This is a genomic window from Kitasatospora sp. NBC_01250 (assembly GCF_036226465.1).
In the GTDB taxonomy this organism is placed as follows: Bacteria; Actinomycetota; Actinomycetes; order Streptomycetales; family Streptomycetaceae; genus Kitasatospora.
In genome coordinates this window covers 150,208-170,694 of sequence record NZ_CP108476.1, presented here as the reverse complement: position 1 = coordinate 170,694, position 20,487 = coordinate 150,208, and the positions used below count along the sequence as shown (strand labels likewise).

At 70.5% G+C, this 20,487-nt stretch carries 14 protein-coding genes and 2 pseudogenes; 8 read left to right on the top strand and 8 right to left on the bottom strand.

Features of this window, described 5'->3' with window-relative positions:
* Nucleotides 1-289 precede the first annotated feature (289 nt).
* Nucleotides 290-4,882 carry a HAMP domain-containing protein gene (locus OG500_RS00840; RefSeq protein WP_327064379.1) on the top strand — a complete coding sequence of 1,531 codons (4,593 nt, stop codon included), beginning with the start codon at nucleotides 290-292 and terminating at the stop codon, nucleotides 4,880-4,882.
* A gap of 90 nt (nucleotides 4,883-4,972) precedes the next feature.
* A complete protein-coding gene (locus OG500_RS00835) occupies nucleotides 4,973-7,468 on the top strand; it encodes a SpoIIE family protein phosphatase (protein ID WP_327064378.1) in 2,496 nt (831 codons plus the stop codon).
* Nucleotides 7,469-7,535: 67 nt separating this feature from the next.
* Here OG500_RS00835 and OG500_RS00830 read toward each other — a convergent pair whose 3' ends face one another.
* Nucleotides 7,536-7,706: a hydrophobic protein gene (locus OG500_RS00830; protein WP_327064377.1), complete on the bottom strand. Its 171-nt coding sequence runs from the start codon at nucleotides 7,704-7,706 to the stop codon at nucleotides 7,536-7,538.
* 134 nt (nucleotides 7,707-7,840) lie between these two features.
* On the opposite strand from OG500_RS00830, the gene OG500_RS00825 reads away from it, so the two are divergent.
* Both OG500_RS00825 and OG500_RS38030 read left to right on the top strand, forming a co-directional pair.
* The gene (locus tag OG500_RS00825) at nucleotides 7,841-8,014 is read left to right on the top strand and encodes a CsbD family protein (RefSeq protein ID WP_327064376.1); all 174 of its coding nucleotides are present in this window, start codon (nucleotides 7,841-7,843) and stop codon (nucleotides 8,012-8,014) included.
* A gap of 128 nt (nucleotides 8,015-8,142) precedes the next feature.
* Nucleotides 8,143-8,409, top strand: a pseudogene (locus OG500_RS38030) (DUF4158 domain-containing protein); the annotation flags it as partial.
* Nucleotides 8,410-8,719: 310 nt separating this feature from the next.
* On the opposite strand, the gene OG500_RS00820 reads toward OG500_RS38030, so the two are convergent.
* The 3 genes from OG500_RS00820 to OG500_RS00810 all read right to left on the bottom strand — a co-directional run bounded on the left by OG500_RS00820 (nucleotide 8,720) and on the right by OG500_RS00810 (nucleotide 10,976).
* Nucleotides 8,720-9,850, bottom strand: a complete 1,131-nt coding sequence (locus tag OG500_RS00820) for an AI-2E family transporter (RefSeq protein WP_329575275.1) — start codon at nucleotides 9,848-9,850, stop codon at nucleotides 8,720-8,722.
* Nucleotides 9,851-10,028: 178 nt separating this feature from the next.
* Nucleotides 10,029-10,499, bottom strand: a complete 471-nt coding sequence (locus tag OG500_RS00815) for an ATP-binding protein (RefSeq protein ID WP_327064374.1) — start codon at nucleotides 10,497-10,499, stop codon at nucleotides 10,029-10,031.
* Nucleotides 10,500-10,601: 102 nt separating this feature from the next.
* Entirely contained in the window at nucleotides 10,602-10,976 is a 375-nt protein-coding gene (locus OG500_RS00810; protein ID WP_327064373.1) for an STAS domain-containing protein, read from the bottom strand.
* A gap of 245 nt (nucleotides 10,977-11,221) precedes the next feature.
* Here OG500_RS00810 and OG500_RS00805 point away from each other — a divergent pair, with 245 nt between their 5' ends.
* Nucleotides 11,222-12,100, top strand: coding sequence for a SigB/SigF/SigG family RNA polymerase sigma factor (locus OG500_RS00805; RefSeq protein WP_327064372.1), 879 nt, complete (start codon nucleotides 11,222-11,224; stop codon nucleotides 12,098-12,100).
* A gap of 438 nt (nucleotides 12,101-12,538) precedes the next feature.
* Complete coding sequence (locus tag OG500_RS00800) at nucleotides 12,539-13,744, top strand: alpha/beta hydrolase family protein (protein WP_329575271.1); 1,206 nt, start codon at nucleotides 12,539-12,541, stop codon at nucleotides 13,742-13,744.
* Between the two features lie 28 nt (nucleotides 13,745-13,772).
* Here the strand turns inward: OG500_RS00800 and OG500_RS00795 are convergent, their stop codons facing one another.
* Entirely contained in the window at nucleotides 13,773-14,036 is a 264-nt protein-coding gene (locus OG500_RS00795; RefSeq protein WP_329575268.1) for a hypothetical protein, read from the bottom strand.
* A gap of 343 nt (nucleotides 14,037-14,379) precedes the next feature.
* Between OG500_RS00795 and OG500_RS00790 the strand changes: the two genes are divergently transcribed.
* Entirely contained in the window at nucleotides 14,380-15,039 is a 660-nt protein-coding gene (locus OG500_RS00790; protein ID WP_329575265.1) for a PRC-barrel domain-containing protein, read from the top strand.
* Nucleotides 15,040-15,536: 497 nt separating this feature from the next.
* Here the strand turns inward: OG500_RS00790 and OG500_RS00785 are convergent.
* Nucleotides 15,537-15,707 (bottom strand): annotated as a pseudogene (locus tag OG500_RS00785) (DUF4265 domain-containing protein); the annotation flags it as partial.
* Nucleotides 15,708-15,983: 276 nt separating this feature from the next.
* On the opposite strand from OG500_RS00785, the gene OG500_RS00780 reads away from it, so the two are divergent.
* Entirely contained in the window at nucleotides 15,984-16,670 is a 687-nt protein-coding gene (locus tag OG500_RS00780; protein WP_329575262.1) for a DUF4158 domain-containing protein, read from the top strand.
* 278 nt (nucleotides 16,671-16,948) lie between these two features.
* Here OG500_RS00780 and OG500_RS00775 read toward each other — a convergent pair whose 3' ends face one another.
* Nucleotides 16,949-17,650 (bottom strand): poly-gamma-glutamate hydrolase family protein, encoded by a 702-nt coding sequence (locus OG500_RS00775; protein ID WP_329575260.1) that lies wholly within the window; start codon nucleotides 17,648-17,650, stop codon nucleotides 16,949-16,951.
* Nucleotides 17,651-17,867: 217 nt separating this feature from the next.
* Nucleotides 17,868-20,180, bottom strand: coding sequence for a lectin (locus tag OG500_RS00770; RefSeq protein WP_329587348.1), 2,313 nt, complete (start codon nucleotides 20,178-20,180; stop codon nucleotides 17,868-17,870).
* Nucleotides 20,181-20,487 lie beyond the last annotated feature (307 nt).

Here is a 20,487-nt window from a genome sequence, read left to right as displayed (position 1 = left end):
GCGGGCGGGCAGCCTCCCGGTCCTTGTGATGTCCGCCACAGGTGAGCCACGTACTGATCGGCCTTGGTGCATCTCTTGCGGCGGGCAGCTCTGACGCCGGTTTCCGCTGGTGATGGGAACCGTTTCGGCTCAGTGGTCTGTGCCTGCCCAAGCCGTGGGGTAGCCTCCTGGCGGTGTGTTGACGTGCCGGGAGGCGCGGGGGCGGCCGTCGCGACGATGCGATGGGCGCCGCACGGGGTGACCTGTCAGACAGCCGAAGGGCCCAGGCGTTCTACGGAGGCGACTCTCGATGGCAGGCTCGACGAAGTCCAGCACTGTTCCTCAGCGGCGCGGCGCGCCCGGTTCCGGTCCGGCGCAGGTCGGTGAGCCGGAGCTGCGCCAGTTGCTGGCGGGTCTGACAGCGGTGCGCGACGGCGACTTCGGTACCCGGCTGCCGGGTGACGCGGACGGCCTGTTGGGTGAGATCGCCACCGTCTTCAACGGGATGGTGGATCAGCTGTCGCTGTTCACCTCCGAGGTGACGCGGGTGGCCCGGGAGGTCGGCACCGAGGGCCAGCTGGGCGGCCAGGCGGAGGTGCCGGGGGTCTCGGGCACCTGGAAGGACCTGACCGACTCGGTCAACGCCATGGCGGGCAACCTCACCAGCCAGGTTCGGGACATCGCCCAGGTGGCCACGGCGGTCGCCAAGGGCGACCTGTCCCAGAAGATCGATGTCGCGGCCCGGGGCGAGATCCTGGAGCTGAAGAACACCGTCAACACGATGGTCGACCAGCTCTCGTCGTTCGCCGACGAGGTGACCCGGGTGGCCCGCGAGGTCGGCAGCGAGGGACGTCTGGGCGGGCAGGCGCAGGTCCCCGGCGTCGGCGGCACCTGGCGGGACCTGACCGACTCGGTCAACTTCATGGCCGGCAACCTGACCGACCAGGTCCGCAACATCGCCCAGGTCACCACCGCCGTCGCCAAGGGCGACCTGTCCCAGAAGATCACCGTGGACGCGCGCGGGGAGATCCTGGAGCTGAAGAACACCGTCAACACGATGGTCGACCAGCTGAGCGCGTTCGCCGACGAAGTCACGCGGATGGCCCGCGAGGTGGGCACCGAGGGCATCCTGGGTGGTCAGGCCGACGTCAAGGGCGTCTCGGGGACCTGGCGGGATCTGACCGACTCGGTCAACTTCATGGCCGGCAACCTCACCGCGCAGGTCCGCTCGATCGCCCAGGTGGCCACCGCGGTCGCCAAGGGGGACCTCTCCCAGAAGATCAACGTCACCGCGCGCGGGGAGATCCTGGAGCTGAAGGACACCATCAACACGATGGTCGACCAGCTGGGCGCGTTCGCCGGCGAGGTGACGAGGGTGGCCCGCGAGGTGGGCACCGAGGGACGTCTCGGCGGACAGGCCGACGTCCGCGACGTCTCGGGGACCTGGCGCGACCTGACCGAATCGGTCAACGTCATGGCCGACAACCTCACCGCCCAGGTCCGCTCGATCGCGGAAGTGACGACCGCGGTCGCCAAGGGCGACCTGTCGCAGAAGATCCGGGTGGACGCCCGCGGCGAGATCCTGGAGTTGAAGGAGACCATCAACACGATGGTCGACCAACTCTCCGCGTTCGCCGACGAGGTGACGAGGGTGGCCCGCGAGGTCGGCACCGAGGGCAACCTCGGTGGGCAGGCCACCGTCCGCGGCGCCTCCGGCACCTGGAAGGACCTGACCGACAACGTCAACGTGATGGCCTCCAACCTCACCGGCCAGGTCCGCTCGATCGCCCAGGTCGCCACCGCGGTCGCCAAGGGCGACCTCTCCCAGAAGATCAACGTCGAGGCCAAGGGCGAGGTCGCCGCGCTGGCCGGTGTCATCAACACGATGGTCGACACGCTCTCCGCCTTCGCGGACGAGGTGACCCGGGTGGCCCGCGAGGTGGGCACCGAGGGCACGCTCGGCGGTCAGGCCCGGGTGCCGAACGTGGCCGGCACCTGGAAGGACCTCACCGACAACGTCAACTTCATGGCGCACAACCTGACCAGCCAGGTCCGCAACATCGCCCAGGTCACCACCGCGGTCGCCAACGGCGACCTCACCCGCAAGATCGACGTGGATGCGCGCGGCGAGATCCTGGAACTCAAGACCACCATCAACACCATGGTCGACCAGCTCAGTTCGTTCGCCGCCGAGGTCACCCGGGTGGCCCGCGAGGTCGGCAGCGAGGGCCGACTCGGTGGTCAGGCCGAGGTCGAGGGCGTCTCCGGCACCTGGAAGCGGCTGACCGAGAACGTCAACGAACTCGCGGGCAACCTCACCCGCCAGGTCCGTGCGATCGCCGAGGTCACCGGCGCCGTCGCCGAGGGCGACCTGACCCGCTCGATCACCGTGGACGCCTCCGGCGAGGTCGCCGACCTCAAGGACAACATCAACTTCATGGTGGAGTCGCTGCGCGAGACCACCCGCGCCAACGAGGAGCAGGACTGGCTCAAGTCCAACCTGGCCAGGATCTCCGGCCTGATGCAGGGCCGCCGCGACCTTCCGGTGGTCGCCGAGCTGATCATGGACGAGCTCACGCCGCTCGTCTCGGCGCAGTACGGGGCCTTCTACCTCGCCGAAGAGACCAATGAGGCGACCTACCTCAACCTCGTCGGCTCCTACGCCCATCCGGACGAGGCCACGGGAACCCGCTTCAAGCTGGGCCAGTCCTTCGTCGGCCAGGCAGCGCGCAGCAAGCGCACCATCGCCGTCGACGACCTGCCGCCCGGCTACGTCACCGTCACCTCGGGGCTGGGGCGCACCGAGCCGGTCTCCCTGCTCGTTCTGCCGATCGTGGTGGAGGAGCAGGTGCTGGGCGTCATCGAACTCGCCACCGTGCACGCCTTCACACCAGTGCACCGCGCGTTCCTGGAACAGCTGATGGAAACTGTCGGCGTCAACGTCAACACCATCATCGCCAACGCCCGCACCGACGAGCTGCTCGGCGAGTCCCAGCGCCTGACCGCCGAACTCCAGACCCGTTCCGAGGAACTCCAGGCCCGCCAGGAGGAGCTGCAGTCCTCCAACGCCGAACTGGAGGACAAGGCCGAGCTGCTGGCCGCGCAGAACCGGGACATCGAGACCAAGAACCTGGAGATCGAGCAGGCCCGGCAGGAGCTGGAGGACCGCGCCCACCAGCTCTCGCTCGCCTCGAAGTACAAGTCGGAGTTCCTGGCCAACATGAGCCACGAGCTGCGCACCCCGCTCAACAGTCTGCTCATCCTGGCCCAGTTGCTCGCCCAGAACCCCACCCGCAACCTGACGGCCAAGCAGGTCGAGTACGCCGGCATCATCCACTCGGCCGGCTCCGACCTGCTCCAGCTGATCAACGACATCCTCGACCTGTCCAAGGTCGAGGCCGGCAAGATGGACGTCAACCCCGAGCGGATCCAACTGCGCAAGCTGCTGGACTACGTCGAAGCGACCTTCCAGCCGCTGACCAGCCAGAAGAGCCTGGCCTTCACGGTCAAGACGGCCCCTTCGGTGCCGGCGGAGCTGCTCACCGACGACTACCGGCTGCGCCAGGTGCTGCGCAACCTGCTCTCCAACGCGGTCAAGTTCACCGAGAAGGGCAGCGTCGAACTGCGGATCGAGATGATCGAGGAGTCGCGGGCGCCCGAGGTGGCCAGGCGCGGCGGCCCGGTCATCGCCTTCCACGTGGTGGACACCGGCATCGGTATCGCCCCCCAGCACCTGGAGACCGTCTTCGGCGCCTTCCAGCAGGCCGACGGCACGACCAGCCGCAAGTACGGCGGCACCGGCCTGGGCCTGTCGATCAGCCGTGAGATCGCCTACCTGCTCGGCGGCGTCATCACCGCCGAGAGCGCCCCGGGCCAGGGCAGCACCTTCACCCTCTACCTGCCCGCCGCCAGGCCCGACTTCGCTGAGATGAGCGCCCACAGCGCGCAAGGGGCACTGGAGCCCGCCCTGTCCGAAGCGCTCTCGGCCGCCCCCGCCGAGCGCGACCCGCACCTTGCCTCAGCAACCGCACCCGAGCCGGTGCAGCCCAAGCGGCTGCTCGTCATCGAGGAGCGGCCACGCGGCCTGCTCTCGCTGGTCGCGGAGAGCGCCGTGGCGGACCTGGCCGGCCACCCGAACCTCGGAGACCCGCGCGAGCTGGTCGAAATCATCACCACCATCGGCGCGCAGGAGGCGGCCACCGCCCTGGCCACCACCCCCTGCCACTGCGTGGTGCTGGAGATCGACCTGCCGGACGGCGCCGCTCTCAGCTTTCTGGAGGAGATGGCGCGCGACGCAGCGCTGCACGGCGTGCCGGTCCTGGCGCACAACAACCGCCGCCTGGGTACCGAGCAGGAACAGCAACTGCAGCAACGCGCCGCCACCCAGCCGCTGGAGCTCATCTCCAGCCTCGACGAACTGCGCGAACGCATCGCCCTGCACCTGAGCGCCGAACAGCCCGGCGACGTGCTCCCGCTGGTCCGCACCGAGGAGCAGGCCACGCCCCTGAGCCCGGACGTCGACGGCACGCTCGGGGGGCGCACCGTGCTGGTCGTCGACGACGACGACCGCAACCTCTACGCCATCACCGGCATCCTCGAACTCCACGGGATGCGCGTGCTCCAGGCGGAGAACGGCCGCGCGGCCATCGACGCCCTCGCCGGGCACCCCGAGATCGACGTGATCCTGATGGACGTCATGATGCCCGAGATGGACGGGTACGCGGCCACCTCGGCGATCCGCGCGATGCCCGCCCACACCGCCCTGCCGATCATCGCCGTCACGGCCAAGGCGATGATCGGGGACCGGGAGAAGAGCCTGGCCTCCGGAGCCTCCGACTACGTCACCAAGCCGGTGGATGCGCACGATCTGATCGCCCGGATCAAGCGGCAACTGGCCTCCTAGCCGCCGCCCGAGGTCCACCAGCCGCCACCAGCGTGAGGAGCCACCATGGTGCCCAGCCCCCAACAGCCCGGGGAAACGGAACGCCAGACCATGCGTGAGGTGAGCGGGCGGGTCCTCTCCACGCAACCGGTCTCCTCGACGGCGCAGGCGGGAGCGCCGGCCACCGAAGAGTGGCAGTACCCCGGTGAGGCGGCTGCCGCCACCGCGCCGGCCGAGGCCGCCACGGCGCAGCGGGGCACCTTGCCCGCCTCCGCGGCCGTGGGACGGTTGGCGGACGCCGTCGATCGGCTGCGCCGCGAACTCCGGCAGGCGCACGCCGAGGCGGACGGCCGGGCGCTGATCGACCTGGCCAAGGGGATCCTGGTCGAACGGCTGGGCTGCAGCCCGACGGAGGCGGCCGGGCAGCTGAGGGGCCTGGCCGACCAGGCGGGCGTGGTGCCCCTCGAGCTGGCCGCCGACCTGGTCAACCAGGCCTCGCGCGACCGGATCGCCGACATCGCCCGGGATTTCGTCGCCGCGACGTCCGACGCCTCGTCCCTCTCGGTGGGAGTGCGGCTGCGCAGTGCCGAGGCGGGCGCCGCGTCGGGCGGTGACGCCCGGGCCGTGGCGCATTCGATCCTGGAACACGCGTTGAGGCCGCTCGACGCCAAGGCCGTCGCCATCTGGGCCGCCCACGCCGACCAGTCCCTGACGCTGGTCGGCAGCGCAGGCTTCGGCGAGGAGGAACCGAACCGGTGGCGGCACGTGCCACCGGGCGTCCCCACTCCGGCTCGCCAGGCCCTGGACAACCGGACCACCACGGCCTACGACGTCCTCGCGGACGCCGGCCTGCCCTCGATCGGGCAGCGTGAGGTGACCGGTGGCCGCCTCGCCGTCCCCACCGGCACCGGTGGGCGGATCACGGGCGTGCTGGAGATCTGCTGGGCCGGCCCACTTCCCCCTCAACCGCAGTCGCTGCAGAGGCAGTTCGAGGCACTCGCCACCCTGTGCGCCACCACGCTGGAGGCCGTGCCCACGTCCGCCGGCGCCGCGGCGGATCCGGTCGCGGATCCCCGACTCGCCGAACTGCTCGAACTCATCGACGGGATCGACGACCCGTGCCTGGTGCTGCAGGCAGTCCTCGACGAGTCGCAGATCCCGGTCGACTTCGTGATCCGACACGTCAATCCCAGGTTCGTGGACTTCGCCGGACGCCCGCGCAACACCATCGCCGGCGCCCGCCTGTTGAACGCCTACCCGCTGGCCGCCGAACCCGGCGGTCTGTACGAGAAGGTCGAACACGTCCTCGCCAGCGGTGAGCCGTTCCGGGCGGACCGGATGCGGCTCGCGGCGCTGGTCGACGGCGTAGCGCTGACGACCCAGGCCAAGGTGAGCATCAGCCGGTCGGGCAACGACGTCGTGGTGATCTGGAAACTGGAGGACGGCATGCCCAAGGTGGCCAGCCTCCTGCAGCACGCCCAACGCCTGGGCCGGATCGGCGGCTTCGAGGAGAACCTGCTCACCCAGGAGATCGCCTGGAACGACACCCTCTTCGAGCTGCACGGCCTGCCGCCCACGGCCAAGCCCATCGCCTTGGAGCAACTGCCCGCCTGCGCCCACCCGGACGACGAACACGCGATCGGCCGCTTCCTGCGCACCCTGCTGCACCATCAGCGCCCCGCCTCGACCGCGTTCCGGCTCCAGCGCCCCGACGGCATAGCCCGCCACATCCGGGTCGTCGCCGAACCGGTCCTGGACGACGACTCCCGGATCACCTCCGTCCGCGGCGCCTACCAGGATGTCTCCGCGCAGCACTGGACCGAGGTTGCCCTCGCCGCCACCCGCGACCAGCTCGCGCAGAGCGAGCAGCAGGCCGCCGAGCGCACCCGCCTCGCCCTCCAGCTCCAGCACGCCATCATGCCGCCCAGCCGCGGCCCGCTGGACCTGCACGACCTGCGCGTCGCCGTCCGCTACCGTCCCGCGGAGAAGGACCACCTGGTCGGCGGCGACTGGTACGACACGGTGGCGCTCCCCAACGGCCAGGTGCTGCTGTGCGTCGGCGACGTGGCCGGCCACGGCATCCAGGCGGCCACCGGCATGGTCGCCCTGCGCAACGCCCTGCGCGGCCTGGCCGCCACCGGCGCGGGCCCGGCCCAACTGCTGGCGTGGCTCAACACCGTCACCCACCACCTGACCGACAGCGTCACCGCCACCGCCATCTGCGGACTCTACGAACCCCGGACTCGCCGGCTCCGGTGGGCCCGGGCCGGCCACCTCCCACCCGTCCTGCTGCGCGACGGCCACGCGACCACGCTGCCCGACCTCCGCGGCATCCTGCTCGGCGCCATCGACCAGGCCGACTACGAAGAGGGCCAGGCCCAGCTGAAGGCCGGCGACACACTGATGATGTACACCGACGGCCTGATCGAGCGCCGGGACCGCTCGGTGGGGGAGTCCCTCGACGACCTGCTCGCCGTCGCAGGCGCCCCGCTGCCCGGCCCCGTCGGCGAGCCGACCGACCTCGAGCACCGCCTCGACCACCTGCTGCGGTACACCAACGCGGACACCGACGACGACACCTGCCTCATCGGGGTCAGGGTCTGCTGACCGCGCGTGCCGAGGCGGGGTGCACGCTGTCGCGTGCACCCCGCCTCGGGTCCGGCCCCGGCCGCTCCTACCAGCGGTACCAGCGGTGGCGGCGGCCGGAGGGGTGCGTGCCGCGAGCGATGAACCCCGCGAGCCAGACCACCAGCACGACGACGGCGACCCACCAGAGGATCTTCACCGCGAACCCGATACCGAAGAGAAGCAGCGCCAGCAGCAGTACGAGCAGAAGGGGAACCATGGTGACCTCCAGTGTCAGTGTCGAGAGACCGGATGCCCTGGCCTGGCGACCATATTCGTAGGAATCTTCCAGCGGAGGGCGGGCAAGCGACCCGACGTCAGGTAGCACGGCGCGCCGACGGTGAGGAGAGTGCGATGAGCTTGGGCGACAAGATCGAGAACACCGGCGAGAAGATCAAGGGCATGGTCGAGGAGACCGTCGGCAAGGCGCTCGGTAACGAGCGGCTTGAGGCCGAGGGCAAGGCCGACCGGGTCAAGGGTGATGTCAAGCAGGCCGGCGAGCACGTCAAGGACGCCTTCCGACGCTGACCGTCAGAGGACGGCCGAGCCGGCTGCTGCGGCGCGGCTGTGACGGATGCCGGTTGTCGTGACCGCACGAGGTCCGACAGCCGGCATCGCCGTATTCGGCCCCGGAAGCACGGGCGACGGGGTGTCGCGGGGCGCCGCCCCGCACTGAGCTGGAGCGATTTTTCCTGGTGGACGCGGGCCGGGAGCTCATCGAGTCCAAGAGGCGGCCCCACAACCGGCTCGGCTTCGCGGTGCAGCCGACCACAGCGCCGAAGGTGGCCACCCTGGACGCGATGTGGGAGCAGATCGAGGCGGTCGTCCCCCGCGAGGAGCCGGCCGCCGCGATCTCCGCGCTGTTCGAGCTGACACCGCCGCTGGACTCGGACGCGGACTCGGACGAGGCGTGGCGGGCGATGGCCTGCCGGAAGGTGCGGGTGAGCACCTGTCGGCGTATGCCGCGCTGCTGGACGGCACATACCAGGAGGTCGCCTCCCGGCTGCCGGCGAACGCGCCGAGCCGGCAGCAGCGATGGACCCCGGCACCGTGAACCGCAGGTGCCGGCCGGCCGGGGTCGGCCTTCCCGCCGTCGCCCCGGGGCGGTGACGTCAATCGACCTGAGTGCCCTGCGCGTTCACGAGAGCCCAGTCCGTTCCCTGCCGAACCGGCTCGGAGACGAATACATGGGTATAGCGGCTGGCGCTGGACAGCGCGCTCGTCGGGTGAATGTCAGGTGCTGTCCGTGCGAGGGAAGACGTACGCATCGAGGACGAGGCCGAGCGCGATCGCGGCCGGGACCGCGACCAGCGCGCCGACCAGGCCGAGCAGTGCGCCTCCGAGCAGGACCGCGACCACGGTGACGATCGGATGGACGTCCACCGCGAACTTCATGGCCCTGGGCATGATCAGGTAGTCCTCGAGGAGGCGGAAGGCGATGTAGAAGCCGGCGGTGGCGATGGCGGTCGGCAGTGAGACCGACAGGGCGACGAGGCTGACGACGATTCCTCCGATCGTCGAGCCGACCATGGGGACCAGGTCCATCAAGGCGACGAAGACCCCGAGGGCACCCGCGTAGGGAACCCCGGTGGCAAGGCACCAGACGAAGGTCGCCAGCCCGGCGATCGCGGAGGTCAGCACGTTGCCGAGCATGTACCGGCCGGTCCGGTTGAGGATCTCCTCGGTGATCACCTCGACACGGTTGCGGCGGCTGCGCGGGACGAAGCGGTAGCAGAACGCCTTGATGTCCGGCAGAGCGGCCATGACGTAGAGGGAGACGCTCATGACGATCACGGTCGCTGTCACGGTGTTCAGCAGGAGCTGACCCGCGCCGAGGACGCCGCCCAGCACTCCGGAGGACGAGCCGGCGGAGCCGAGCTGCGCCTTCACCCTCTCGACCACGTGATAGTGGTCCTCGAGTCGCCCGAGCGTCGACTGGTGGTCGTGCAACTGTTGCAACCAGCCCGGGACCGCGTTGACCAGTGCGGTCGTTTCGTCACTGACCGGCGGGATGACGATCGCGAGAAGGCCGGTCAGGCCGACGACCAGGGCAGACACGACCACCGCTACCGACCAGGCCCGCCGCAGGCCCCGGCGGACCAGCCACGCGACCACCGGCTCCAGGCTGACCGCGATGAACACGGCGAGCAGCAGAAGCGTCAGGAGCGAGGTGAGTTGGACGACCGCGTCCACCACGTGCCAGGCGAGCAGCGCTCCCACACTGAGTGCGAAACCCGCGCCGAACCAGGACCTCACCAGGGGCGGCCGGCGCTGCGGGTTCGGAATCCGGGTGCGCGGTCCGCCGCCGCGCCTGGCCGGTGGCAGATCATGCGTGGCTTTCGCCGCGGGCGCGTCCGGCTCCACAGCCCCTCCTCGACCTTCGACCTTCGACCGTCGGCAGCCGTGCGGGCCGCCGGTGACCGTCTTCCCCGCGAACCCCCTGCCGAACGCCCGAACGCGGCGCCGGTTCCCCCGGCGCATCGGAGGGCGGCCGACGGGAGGGCCGACCGCTCCCGCGCTCCGGAGGCCGGTCGTCGACGGTTCAGCCTGCCGGGAGGTCGATCTCGATCCAGACGGACTTGCCGGGGCCGTCGCTGCGCGCCGTGGTGCCCCAGCGGCTGGCGAGGAGGGCGACGGTGTGCAGGCCGTGCCCGCCCGGCTGGCCCGGGCGGTGCGGCACACGGCGCTGCGGGGGCGCGGCCACTCCGTCCAGCACGTCGATCCGCAGCTGCCGCCCGGTGGCGTGCAGGATCAGCTGGTCGGGGCCGTTGGCGTGGCGGCAGGCGTTGGTGACCAGTTCGGAGACGAGCAGCAGGATGTCGTCCGCACGCGCCTGCTGGTCCGGGTCGTCGGTGGGCAGCCAGCCCCAGTCGAGCAGCGCCTGGCGGGTGTGGTCGCGGCAGCGGCCCACGACGCCGGCGGTGCCGGTCAGAGCGAGTCGGCGCACCTGGCCGTGAGCGGGCAGCGAGGGCAGCACCGGCCGGCCGGTGGTCCGGGAATCGGTCGCGCTCATCTTTCCTCACTCTGACGATGCGAATAGGCGATGTGAACAGCGGGATTCGAGTGCGTTGCTGGGTACTCGGCTGCCCGCCGGACAGGGTGGCACACCTGGCGTCTACGTCAGGGCGGAGTCCACGTCGGGCCGGATGTCGAACACGGCGTCGGTGCCGGTGACCTGGAAGACCCGGGCCACCGCCGGCCGCAGACCGACGACGATCAGCGGGCGGCCGGCCTCCTGCGCCGCGCGACGGGCCGCCAGCAGGGAGTTGAGGCCGGTGGAGTCGCAGAATCCCAGCTCCCGGCAGTCCACCACGACGCGGTCCGCGGCGGGCTGGGCCAGTGCTTCCTGCAGTCGCTCGCGCAGCAGACCGACGCTGTCCAGGTCCAACTCGCCGTTCATCGCGACGATGACGCTCCGATCGCGGGTCTGTGCCCGCACCGTCAGGCGAGTTGTCGCGTCGCCGCTCCCGTCGACGGCACTGCTGTGCATGGTGCTCCTTCGAACAAGCCGGGGGTGCTCTGGCGACAGTCTGCCACGGGGACGCCGCCGGGTCACCGAGGAGGTCGGGACCCTGGGAAGTCCCGGGGGACCACCCGGCATGAAGGTGAAGGTTTCCTGGAGAAAATGGAGATCTGGTGTGGAACGGGATTGCGCGGGCGGATCGCGGGCAGCCGGTTCGCGGTTAGTCTGCCTGGAGCACCAGGTTCGAACAGCAACGACGAGGAGCGAGAGAGATGCCGGCCACAGTGTCAGTTGAGGCGCCCACCACCGCACGGATCGCGAGTGCTCCCGAGCTCCGGTCGGTGGCGGCAGGGCTGGGCGTCGATCTTGAGGACCCGGCGAAGGTCTGCCCGGCGGACGCGCGCGAGCTGTCCAGGATCCTCTTCGCCCGGCTGCGCGCGGTAGCAGAGGAGAGCGCGGAGTACTCCTACATCCGCAGCACCCTGATCGAGCTGAACATGACGCTGGTGCGGTTCGCCGCGAGCCGGTTCGGACACCGGCGCGAGCCGGTGGAGGACATCCTCCAGGTGGGCACCGTCGGCCTGATCAAGGCGATCGACCGCTTCGACCCCTCCTACGAGGTGGAGTTCTCCACCTTCGCGATCCCCACCATCACCGGCGAGATCAAGCGGTTCTTCCGCGACACCACCTGGATGGTGCACGTGCCGCGCCGCCTGCAGGAGCTGCGGCTGACCCTCGCCAAGGCCTCGGATGCGATGGAACAGGTCCTCGACCGGGCTCCCACCGCCGCCGAGCTGGCGGCACACCTGGAACTGACCGAGGCGGAGGTGCTGGAGGGCCTGACCGCCTCCCAGGCCCAGAGCGCCCGCTCGCTCGACGCCCCGGCTTCCGAGGAGGACAGCAGCACCGCCCCGGCCCTCGCCGCCAGCCTGGCCTTCGAGGAGCCCGCCTACGAGCGACTGCTGGCCCTGGAGGCCATCAAGCCCCTGATCGCGGAGCTCCCCGCACGCGAGAGGCGCATCCTCGCGCTCCGCTTCTCCGCCGACCTGACCCAGGCCCAGATCGGCCAGGAACTCGGCATCTCCCAGATGCACGTCTCCCGGCTTCTCAACCGCACGCTGAGCAAGCTACGCACCGCCCTGACCGCGTAGCGCCGCGCGCTTCCCGCCACGGTGTGGGGCCGTGTTCCTGGGGCCGGCCCCACACCTGCGACGCCCCATCTGTTGTCCTCCGCCCCGGCCTGCCCTGTGGCCGGCAAGTCCGTCTCTCCTGCGCTGCCCGGCCGCGTCGGTGTGGTCGACCGCCTGAAGCGGGGCGCTTCGCTGGTGCAGCGCCGCGTTGATCCTTCGGTGGTTCATGCGGCTTTGAGCGGGCTGCTGGGTCGTAGGTCCAGCGGTAGGGCTTGGCGTCGTGTTCGTCGTAGGCCAGGACGAAGGTGGCGCTCGACGATGCCGGTGAAGGGAACCCCGCGCCGCACGACGTACTCCCGGCGGGTTACTCCGGTACCTCGCGGAGGCTACGAACGACACCAGAATGCTTACATCGACGGGCTGATTCGATACGGAGCTGCGGAACCTAGCGTCGATCCCATGAAACGCAATCGCCGTATCAGCGCTGTCGCGGCGCTGGCGCTCGCCGCCCTCGTCACCGGAACCGGCGCCGGGTTCGCCGCCACGACCACACCGTCGGCCACACCGGTGGCCACGCACGCGTCCGACACCGCACCGGCCACGGCCACGGCCACCACGCCCACGCCGTCCTTCCAAGGCACGCTCCCCGCGCCGACCGGCCCCTACGCCGCCGGTGAGGACGTCATCCACCTCACCGACGCGAGCCGTCCCGACCCGTGGGTGCCGTCATCCGGCCCCCGCCAACTGACCGTCACGATGGTCTACCCGGCCGTCCCCGGGACCGGGACGCCGGCCCCTTATATGACCCTCGCCGAGGCAGCCGGACACATCCAGCAAGGGAAGATACCGGCGAGTTCCGGCATCACCCCGCAGAACCTTTCCAGCGTCACCACGCACGCCTTCGACGGCGCGCGGCCGCAGAGGGGCAAGTATCCGCTGGTGGTCCTCTCACCCGGGTTCGGGGACCCGCGCATGGTGCTCACCTCGCTCGCGACCGACCTGGCCAGTCACGGCTACGTCGTCGCGCTCGTCGGCCACACCTACGAGGACAGCGGCGAGACGCTGGCGAACGGCCAGACGCCGCCGTGCGCGATCTGCGACGACCCGGCGTTCGACTTCGACTCCGTCACTGCCAGCCGCGCGCTGGACGTGTCCTTCGTGATCGACCAGTTGACGCATGGCACTACCGCGTGGCGCCTGGCACACCTCATCGACAAGCACGAGATCGGCATGGCCGGACACTCCATCGGCGGAGCGGCGGCCGCCACCACGATGATCGCCGACCCGCGAGTACGGGCCGGAGTGAACATGGACGGCACCTTCCACCCGGCCCCGATGCCCGGCCAGATCAACCGGCCGTTCCTCATGCTGGGTGCGGCCGCCTACCACTCGGCCGGCGGCGACAACTGGGGGCAGGCCTGGGCCGCCCTCGGCGGCTACAAGAAGTGGCTGGCGGTCACCGGCGCCAACCACCCCAGCTTCACCGACGTGGACCTGCTCGAGGAGGAGGCCGGGTTCCCGACGCCGCCCCTCGACCCCGAACGTGGAATCGTGATCACGCGTGAGTACGTGACGGCGTTCTTCGACCAGACGCTGAAGGGGATCCACAGTCCGCTGCTGGACGGCCCCTCGCCGAACAATCCGGAAGTACTCTTCCAGCCCTGATGCAGCGCCGCGTTGATCCTTCGGGGGTTCATGCGGCTTTGAGCGGGCTGCCGTCGCAGGTCCAGCGGTAGGGCTTGGCGTCGTGTTCGTCGTAGGCCAGGACGAAGGTGTCGATGGCCGCGGCCAGTTCGTCGCGGGAGGCGAACTGGCCGCGGCGTAGGAGACGTCGGGTCAGGGTGGAGAAGAACAGCTCGACTTGGTTGAGCCAGCTGGCGTGATCGGGTGTGTGGTGGATGTGAAGCGGGGACGGGTGGCCGGCCAGGCCTCGGCGACCCCGCCGGCTGACCGGCAACCCCGAAGGATCAACGCGGCCCGCTGCACTGGTTCCGCCGTGCCTGTCAGCGGCTGAGGCCACGCACGACCAGAACGATGATCACGATAAGGACGATGGTGCCGAGTCCTATGTACATGTGAGTTGTTCCTCTCCAGCCTGTACTGCGACGGCAAGTTGTCGGATTGCAGAGCGGCTTCCCCGATTCCGTCGCGTCATGCCGGAGACGGACGAGACCTGTCGTCCGGGCGCCCGTTGTCCTCACTCGTGTCACGGCGGGAGGTGTTGAACCGCCGGCGGAGGGCAGACGGGCGGCGACCGGGTCCGCTGAACACGAACCCGCAGAACGACAGGAGGAACCCAGGTGAGTGCACCAGTGCAGTACGCGATCGGCGCCGATGTCCACTGCCCGGACGGCACCTACGGCCACCTGAAGCGGGTGGTGATCGAACCGCAGTCGGCGCGGGTCACCCACCTGGTGATCGGTGGCCGTGACGCCACCGACCGGCTGGTTCCCGTCGACATCGTCGATGAGACGGCCGGCGACGCCGAGAACATCAGGCTCTTTCGCGACACGGCGGCCGTCGCCCAGCTCGACGCAGCCGAGGAGACGGAGTTCCTGCCCGGCAGCGAGGAGCACCTGGGCTACGAGCCGGGGCAGTGGCTCACCGTACCGGCCGCCGGCCTCAGCGGGGGCGGCGCCGTCCCCATGCCACTGCTTCTCGACGCGGGTGCGCCGCACGCGGTCGTCCACGAGCGGGTCCCGGGTGACGAGGTCCAGATCCGCCACGGTGACCGCGTCGAGGCCACCGACGGCGAGATCGGCCACGTCCAGGGGCTGCTCGTCGACCCGCGCGACCACGGCACTACCCACGTGCTCCTCAAGGAGGGCCACCTGTGGGGCAGGAAGACCGTCGCCATCCCGATCAACGAGGTGTCCTGGCAGGGCGGGACCGTCACCACACGGCTCAGCAAGGCACAGCTGGGCGAGCTACCGCCGGTCCGGATCGACAGCCGCCCCTGACCCCCGGCCGGCAGTCCAGCAGCCTGCCGGGTGCGGACCGATCAAGCATCGCCCCGAGGCGGGATGCCGGTGCGGGAGCGAAAGAGGAGCACGACCCTCAGGAACCCTTGACGGCGGTTGTGCGGTCGGGACGTCCTGACGGTCCATCGGCCCCTCGGGGAAGCCGCCCGGTGCGTGAGCCGGGCGAGGGCGAGGGGCCGATGGACTCGGTCTGCCGGCGGGTGCTCTGCGGCGCTCGGCTGTCGGGTCGTGCAGGAACGGGGCGTGGGTCGTTACTGCGCGGGGCGCACGCCGACCTGGTCGACGTAGGCCTGCTGCAGCACCGACTCCTCACTGATGACGGTGCCCTTCGGGCCGATCCGGGAGTCCGAGGTGGTCTCCCAGTTGAGCCCGAGGTACTGCAGGCTGTCCTTGTCGAAGACCCACAGGTTCTGCGCCCCGCCGTCCACCAGCCGTTCGCGCTGCCTTCCGTCGAGATCAGCCCGGTCTTGCTGCCGTCGACCGACTCCCAGATGCCGGCCCTCGGTGTCCGTGGTGAATCGGACGACATCGCCCTCGGCCACCCCCTCCTGGAGCAGCGGGACGTTCTGCACCCGCGCGGTGTCCTCGCTGAGCAAGGCGGCCCACAGTCCCTCGGTGTCCTGAGGGAGCCAGCCTTCGCGCGGCACGAACCGGAACCGCCCACCGGCGTGACGTCGTCACCGGCCTCAACGACAACGAGCACTTTCTCGCTTCCAGCGGATGGTCCTGGCCGCGCCGAGCCTGCGGCTGCGGGTCCTGGAGCAGACGACCCGCACGGTGGACGCACTCGCCGCCCGCCCGCCGATCCTGTCCTGGCTTGGGGGCTTCTGACTCCCCGTTTGATGGTCTCTGGTCAAGATGCCCGCGCGGGTGTGGGTCCGCCGTGGTCATGTTGGCATCGGGGTTGGGTGGGGCGACGGGAAATGACGTCGATCGAGCGGACGGCGTATCCGCGGTTCAAGCGACTGATCACCGCGCGTGAGCTGCATCTGTTCTTCTCGCCGAGCCGTGAGGAGGTGCTGTGGTCCCGGGAGCGGGCGGACAGCGAGGACCGTCAGCTGTCGCTTCTGCTGCTCAAGTCCTACCAGCGGATGGCTCGGTTCCCGAAGCGGGACGAGGTGCCCGAGATGGTGGTCGACTTCGTCCGCAAGGCGGTGGAGTTGCCGGAGGGGGACCGTGGCGGGGCGGTACGCCTCGGCCCGCACGGCGGGGTCGACGGGCTCGGCGCCACCGGCGCGTGGCTGGAGGGCCTGGCGGTGGCGAAGATCGCGGACTTCGCCGGCGAGGCGGAGGCGGCGGACGTGGGCGTGATGCAGGACTACGCCGAGGCCAAGCGGATCACGCTGATGGCGTGTCTGGTCCACAAGGCCCGGATGCGGGTGCGCGACGACCTGACGACGATGTTCTGCAAGCGGGTGGCCATCAAGGTGAAGAGGGCCCGCAGCGAGCTGGAGGAGGTCCGCCTCCAGCAGCAGTCCAAGGACCTCGACGCTCGACTGCTCAGCGGGCCGGGTGGTGGGCGCAACCGGCCGGCGCTCCACCGGGAGTGGTCCTCGCGGGACCACCCCCGATCGTTTGCAGCCGGCATCGGCCAGATCCGCGACGCATGATGCCCTGCCGACTCGGCCGGCGGGGCATCGGCTGATGCTGGGGCAACTCTGCTGTGCTGTCGGGCTTCGGCGGCCCGGGTGCCGGCGGCTTGGCTCTGGCCCACCGCCTCCGCCTGCGTGCTGCTGGTCCCGCCGACGCCGCTTTCACGCCCAGGCCGGCCGCTACGAGCGGCTGCCCGAACACCTCCGAGGCCCACCTGGACCGGGTCCGGCGGCCTCGCGGGTGTTCTCCGGCTGTCCGGTTGCCGACTCCCTCGACGGGTACGGGCCGGTCCTGATCACCCGGCGGCCGGGGGACCCGGGACGGCCGGCGCGGGGGCGAGAGCGCTCAGGACCGCGGCGCTGTAGGCGTAGAACGCGGGAGTTCGAAAGCGCGGGTCGTTGATCCGATCGCGCCCGAGGTCGCCGTCCTTGAGGAACTTCCGACGCTGTCCCTCGCTGATCTCCAGCTGGACGCCTTCTCCCCGCTGGTCGCGGTTGGCGATGTTGCAGGGCTGGACGCCGGCGAGGGCGCCGGGATTGCGGGCCGCGACGGCGAAGCCTCGGGTGCGAAGGGCGGCGGCCACCCGCCGGGCCGCGTGGATGTCCAGGCCACCCACATATGTGAGCGGTTCGACGCCGGCCGCGCCGTGCCAGGACACGCTGTACCGCGCCGTCTCGGCCAGCGCGAGGGCCCGGGGGTCGTCGAAGTGCGTGGCCGTGACGTGGAGATCACGTTCGTCCCCGTTCCCGAGGCCCTCGAGGGAGTAGAACGAGCTGCCGGTCATCCTCGCGCTGTAGTCGGCGAGCTGGGTGGTGGGAGGCTCGATCCCGCCCCCGTGAATCGCCAGTTGAACCACCCGCGCCTCCTCGCCGACACCGCGACGTGCGGTGACCCGGTAGTCGGTTCCCTCCCTCTCGTGTGCGGCCAGATCGGCGAAGTCGACGTAGCGGTCCCTACCGGCGGAGCCGGCCGGGGTGCAATCGCGGGCTGGCGCCACGGGAGTGACCGTGCGGTGCGCAGCCGCCGCGGCGGCCGGCTGCGGGAACAGGACGAGCAAGGCTGATGCGAGCGCGAGTCGCACCTGTCGAGCGGTCAACCTGGGCTCCTCGATGGGGGTGGGAGTGGGAGTGCGGGCGTGACGAGCCCGGCTCTCCCGCAGTGTCGGAGTGCCGCGGCGAAGCAGCGCCTCGGGCCGACGACAGCCGGCGCGGAGATCAGTGGCCCGCGCCGGGGTACGAGCGCGGTGCGGAAGTGGGGGATGCGGCCCAGGCGGTGTTCGCGTTGGTACCGAGGGTGTAGTCGAGTGTTCCGCCGCTGCTGATCGCCTCGGCGGGGGCGTAGGCGTTGTTCCACGGGATGCCGTTCCAGCGGGCCTTCTGGACGTAGGGGGCGTTGTCGGCGGCGCCGTCGGCCTTGATGGTCAGGGTGTGGCCGGAGGGGAGGGTGACGAGCGCGCGGGTGAACAGGGGGCTGCCCAGTGCCAGGTCCGCGGTGCCCGGCGTTTCGGGGTACATGCCCAGGGCGGACCACACGTACCACGAGCTCATCTCGCCCAGGTCGTCGTTGCCGGCCAGTCCGGAGGGGCTGTCGGTCCAGATCTGGTCCTGGATGCGGCGCACGGTCTGCTGGGTCTGGTAGGGCCGGCCGATGTAGTCGTACTCCCACGGGACGTCCAGGCTCGGCTCGTTGCCGAGGTCGGTGTGGCCGCCCGCGCCGGTGAACGAGGACAGGTCGGTGTCCAGGAAGGCGGCCATCGCCGCGTTGCCGCCCATCGCGGTGGCCAGCCCGTGCAGGTTGAACGGCACCATCGGCGTGTACTTCCACGAGTCGCCCTCGACGAAGTTCTTGCCCGACGTCGGGTCGAATCCGCGTGTCCATGAGCCCGAGGTGTCACGGGGTTGGATGAAGCCGCTGGCGGGGTTGAAGAGGTTGCGCCAGTCCTGGGCCCGGTCGGCGAACGAGGCCTGGTGCGTGGTGTCGCCCAGGGCGCCTGCCAGGGCGGAAATGGCGAAGTCGGCGGTGTCGTATTCCAGGGTGGTGGCGGCCGGACCGTAGAAGTTGCAGCAGCCGTAGGTCCCGTCGCTGGGCAGGTAGCCGAGCTGTCGGAGGTAGTTCAGGCCCGGACGGTTGCTGTTGGCGTCGGTGCCCTCCTCGATCATGCCGGCCAGGGCCGCTGCGCTGTCGAAGTGTGTGGCGCCGAACGCGTAGTAGTCGGCGAGGATCGCGTCGGCCGGGTCACCGACCATGATGTGGCTCTCGCCGTTGTTCTCGGACCACTTGGGGAACTGGCCGGTCTGGTCGTAGTCGTCGAGCATCGACTGCGCGGTGTCCGAGGCGGCCTGCGGGTCGACCAGGGCTTCGAGCTGGGCCTGGGAGCGGTAGATGTCCCAGCCCGAGTAGTTCGCGTAGGCGGCGCGGTGGCCCCGGTCCACGGTATGGGTGGTTCCGTCGAAGCCGGGATACTGGCGGTTGCTGTCGCTGATCAGGTTGGGGTGCAGCAAGGAGTGGTAGAGCGCGGTGTAGAAGACCGTCCGCCTGGCGGGGGTTCCGCCGGCGATGCGGACGCGACCCAGTGCGGAGTCCCACGCGTGCAGCGCGGCGTTGCGCACGCTCGTGAGGTTCCAGCCGGGGTTCTCGGTGGCGCGGTTCACCGCCGCGTTGGCGACGGACACGTAGGAGAGGCCGACCTTGGCCTGTACGACGTGGGACCTGGTGGTGTCGAAGGTGACGTGGCCGTCGTTCAGCGCGCCTCGCGCGGCGGGGGCGGACTGGGAGGGGGTGGGCTCGGTGCCGTGGAGCCTGGGGGGATTCGCCGCGTCGGGGGCGCCGGGCGGTGTGCTTGGCGCGGGCATTGCCGGTCGGTGTGCTGCCGTGGCGGCGTCGGTGCCGAGGGAGGTGAACGGCCGGTCGAAGACCATGTCGAAGTACACCGTGTAGGTGTTGCTCGCCTTGCAGAACCCGCCGCTGGTGACCTGCCCGCTGACCTCGGTGTCGCTGACGGCGGTGAACGCGGTCCGGCTGTCACCCGCTTGGCTGCCGGACAGCTTGAAGAGCAGGTTGGCCGCAGTGGTGGAGGGGAAGGTGAACCGGGCCATGCCGCTGCGGGGTGTGGCGGTCAGTTCGGTCGTCACTCCGTTGTCCAGGGTCACCGCGTAGGAGCCCGGTGAGGCGGACTCGTGGGTGTGGGAGAAACCCTCGGTCGCGCTGGTGTCCACGGCGCCGATGGTCGGCAGGACCGGGATGTCGCCTGCGCCGTCGCAGCCCGGGCCGGAGAGGTGGGTCAGGCTGAACCCGGTGATCGCGGAGTCGCGGTACTCGTAGCCGCCGCCGTGCGGCCGGGACGGGGTGTCGGGGCTCCACTGCACCATGCCGAAGGGCAGGTCGGCACCGGGGAAGTCGTTCGCCCAGTTGGAGGTCCCGATGAACGGGTCGACCAGCGAGGCCGGTGCGGTGACCAAGGCGGCTTCGGAAGTCCTGGCAGACCCGGGGGCCGCCCCGACGCACGCCGCCAGCAGGCCGGCGAGCACAGTCACCCGCCGGACGAATCCACGCCCACGACCCCGCCGGACCAGCCACGCGCACTTCCCTCGTGGCACAGGTGACCGGAGCGGAACAGCCGAGGGAGCGCCGGACCGTGACTCATCGTCCGTTCCAGCCCGCCCGACAGCCAGGGGCGCAGCGGCTGTCGCCGACCTCGCTCCGGACCGAGGTACGCGGCCGGGCACCAGGACACGCAGGGTGCCCACCGCCGACGCGAGCGGAGCTCGAAGCCTCGATGAGGTCACTCCTGCCCGTGCCCGGTCATCACGGCGCAGACGACGGCGACGGCACACG

Bases quoted from the DNA above. Each gene is read 5' to 3' on its own strand.
- OG500_RS00840 (WP_327064379.1), top strand. From the start codon at position 290: ATGGCAGGCTCGACGAAGTCCAGCACTGTTCCTCAGCGGCGCGGCGCG.
- OG500_RS00835 (WP_327064378.1), top strand. From the start codon at position 4,973: ATGCGTGAGGTGAGCGGGCGGGTCCTCTCCACGCAACCGGTCTCCTCG.
- OG500_RS00830 (WP_327064377.1), bottom strand. From the start codon at position 7,706: ATGGTTCCCCTTCTGCTCGTACTGCTGCTGGCGCTGCTTCTCTTCGGT.
- OG500_RS00825 (WP_327064376.1), top strand. From the start codon at position 7,841: ATGAGCTTGGGCGACAAGATCGAGAACACCGGCGAGAAGATCAAGGGC.
- OG500_RS00815 (WP_327064374.1), bottom strand. From the start codon at position 10,499: ATGAGCGCGACCGATTCCCGGACCACCGGCCGGCCGGTGCTGCCCTCG.
- OG500_RS00810 (WP_327064373.1), bottom strand. From the start codon at position 10,976: ATGCACAGCAGTGCCGTCGACGGGAGCGGCGACGCGACAACTCGCCTG.
- OG500_RS00805 (WP_327064372.1), top strand. From the start codon at position 11,222: ATGCCGGCCACAGTGTCAGTTGAGGCGCCCACCACCGCACGGATCGCG.
- OG500_RS00800 (WP_329575271.1), top strand. From the start codon at position 12,539: ATGAAACGCAATCGCCGTATCAGCGCTGTCGCGGCGCTGGCGCTCGCC.
- OG500_RS00780 (WP_329575262.1), top strand. From the start codon at position 15,984: ATGACGTCGATCGAGCGGACGGCGTATCCGCGGTTCAAGCGACTGATC.